This is a genomic window from Halomonas sp. 3D7M, from assembly GCF_014897885.1.
Lineage (GTDB): Bacteria > Pseudomonadota > Gammaproteobacteria > Pseudomonadales > Halomonadaceae > Vreelandella.
Genome location: NZ_JABUZF010000169.1, coordinates 1 through 1990, shown reverse-complemented (window position 1 = coordinate 1990; position 1990 = coordinate 1). Strand labels below are relative to the sequence as shown.

1 protein-coding gene is annotated in these 1990 nt (G+C 58.1%); it reads right to left on the bottom strand.

From position 1 onward, the window contains the following. On the bottom strand, positions 1-1990 hold a 1990-nt coding region (locus INT22_RS08645; protein WP_193068056.1), incomplete at both ends, for an alcohol dehydrogenase catalytic domain-containing protein.

Here is a 1990-nt window from a genome sequence, read left to right as displayed (position 1 = left end):
TGAGGCGGTCGCTGAAGCTGGCGGGTCCAAAGCCCACGACCGCTTGGCCGGGTGCAACGTGCTGAACATTGGCACCCACGGCGAGAACCTCTCCCGAGAACTCAAGCCCTAGGGTTGGGCCAGCGAAGCCATTTTCAATTGCTTCATCAGACAGTAAGCCAAGGGTGTACATGACATCGCGGAAGTTGAGACCGGTCGCTTTGACGCGAATTTCTACCTCATCCGCGCCAAGTTCAGGCAGTGGGCGTGGCCGCCACTGCAGCTGACGCAATTGCCCTGGTAGGGCAAAGCCCAGCGTCATTGCCTGATGAGGCGCAGCGCTTGCCTGCTTGACCGGGTGAGGAGCGGGCAGGGTGCGAAGGCGGGTAGCAAACCGCTCGCCTTCAACCGTTATTACCAGCTCGTTTTCGCTATCTGGCGTAGCAAGTGACGCTGCAAAAGCGTTTAACGTCGCATCGTTGGGAGCGTTTGGTAGATCGATCAGCGTGACGCTATGACCAACCGCTTCATTGGCGAGCGAACGACCAAAGCCCCATAGTGCGGCGTCATCGCCTGTACTGGCAGCCTGGGTCGGCAGCCAGAGCGTGACGCGGCTGCTTTGGCCTTCAAGCCCACTTGCTTCTAATGCCAGTGACCACTGCTGTGCCGTGTGGCAGCGCTGAGTTTGAGCGGCGGTTGTACAGCCCTTAAGCCCACGCAGATCGATCACATTGAGTGCGGCAGGTACGTTTTGGCGTTCGCCTAGCGCTGTATTTAACAGTGCTTGCGGGGTTGCGTCGCTGACGGTTAGCCATGTATTGGCGGTGCCTAACCGCTCTGCAAGCTGGGCAGCAAGTGCTTCGTGCTCCGCGTCAGAGACAAGCAAATGGTAGGCCTCTGCTGCCGTTTGCGTCAGCGAGTCATTGCTTGCTGCGTATTGGCCATGCAGTAGGTAAGCACCATTCTCTTCCAGCTCAACCGGCGGCGAAACGCTGAGGCCTTGTTGCGCTAACCACTCGACTAGGTTGTCTTGTTCCAGGGCGGTTTGGTCGATGCCGGGTGTCGCCAGTAAGTCATCAAGCCAACGGCTCGGGTGGACACCAATCACCATTACCTGAGCGCCTGGCGCAAGCTGGCCTGGCAGCGCTTCAATCAACTGGCGGGTGCTTTCAGGCTGGGTCACGTCCACGCTGATAAACGCCAGCTGGGCTTTCTCTGCAGGGCTAAGCGCTGGCAGTGAATCTTCCAGTGGCTGAATATCCATCAGCGGGAAACGTTCTTGAAGCTGTTCCGCCTGATGGCGAGCCGTGTCGCTGGTGGTGATGGCGCGGTAGTGGTGCGCATCTTTAGCAATAGCCGTATTCGCTAGCTGTTCGAGCAGTCGCTGGCCCAGAGCGGGAGTACAGGGACCTGCTTCTAACAACTGCAGCCGCTGACCGGTGGGCAGCGTGGCTAGCGTGGCTTCCATTAATGCGCCAAGCTCGGCGGCTAACACTTGCCAGCCGTTTTCGCCGATAAGGACGCGATTAATGCCTGCTAGGTGCTCAGTGGTAATGCCTAGGCTTTCAAGGGTGTCGTTGCCGCTGGACAATTGCTCACGGTGTAGCCCTAAGCGACCCACCATATGAATCGGCGCAAAATAGTCGGGGTAATCCTGTACCAGTAACTGCCAAATGGTTTCCGGTGCGAGCTGATCTTCGCCGACGTTAACATTAACACCAGTAAAGGCTTCGCTAAGGCTATCGAGCAGCGGTGATACTTCTTGGGCATAGCGTTGACCAGTACTGGCGGTAAACGCATCGCTTAGCCCAGCCAGCCGGGCGAGTGCACTGCCTGGCAGCGAAAGCGTCGCCGCGTTTAGCGGAGCAGGCGTTAACTCAACATCCAGGTAGCTAAAATGCTGGTGATGAGCGCGGTTTAAGCGAATCGCCTTGAAGCGGGTTTCACTAAGCACGGCCACGGCGTTACCGGCGGCGTCATACAGTTCGAAGTCGGCGGTGAAGGAGTGGGG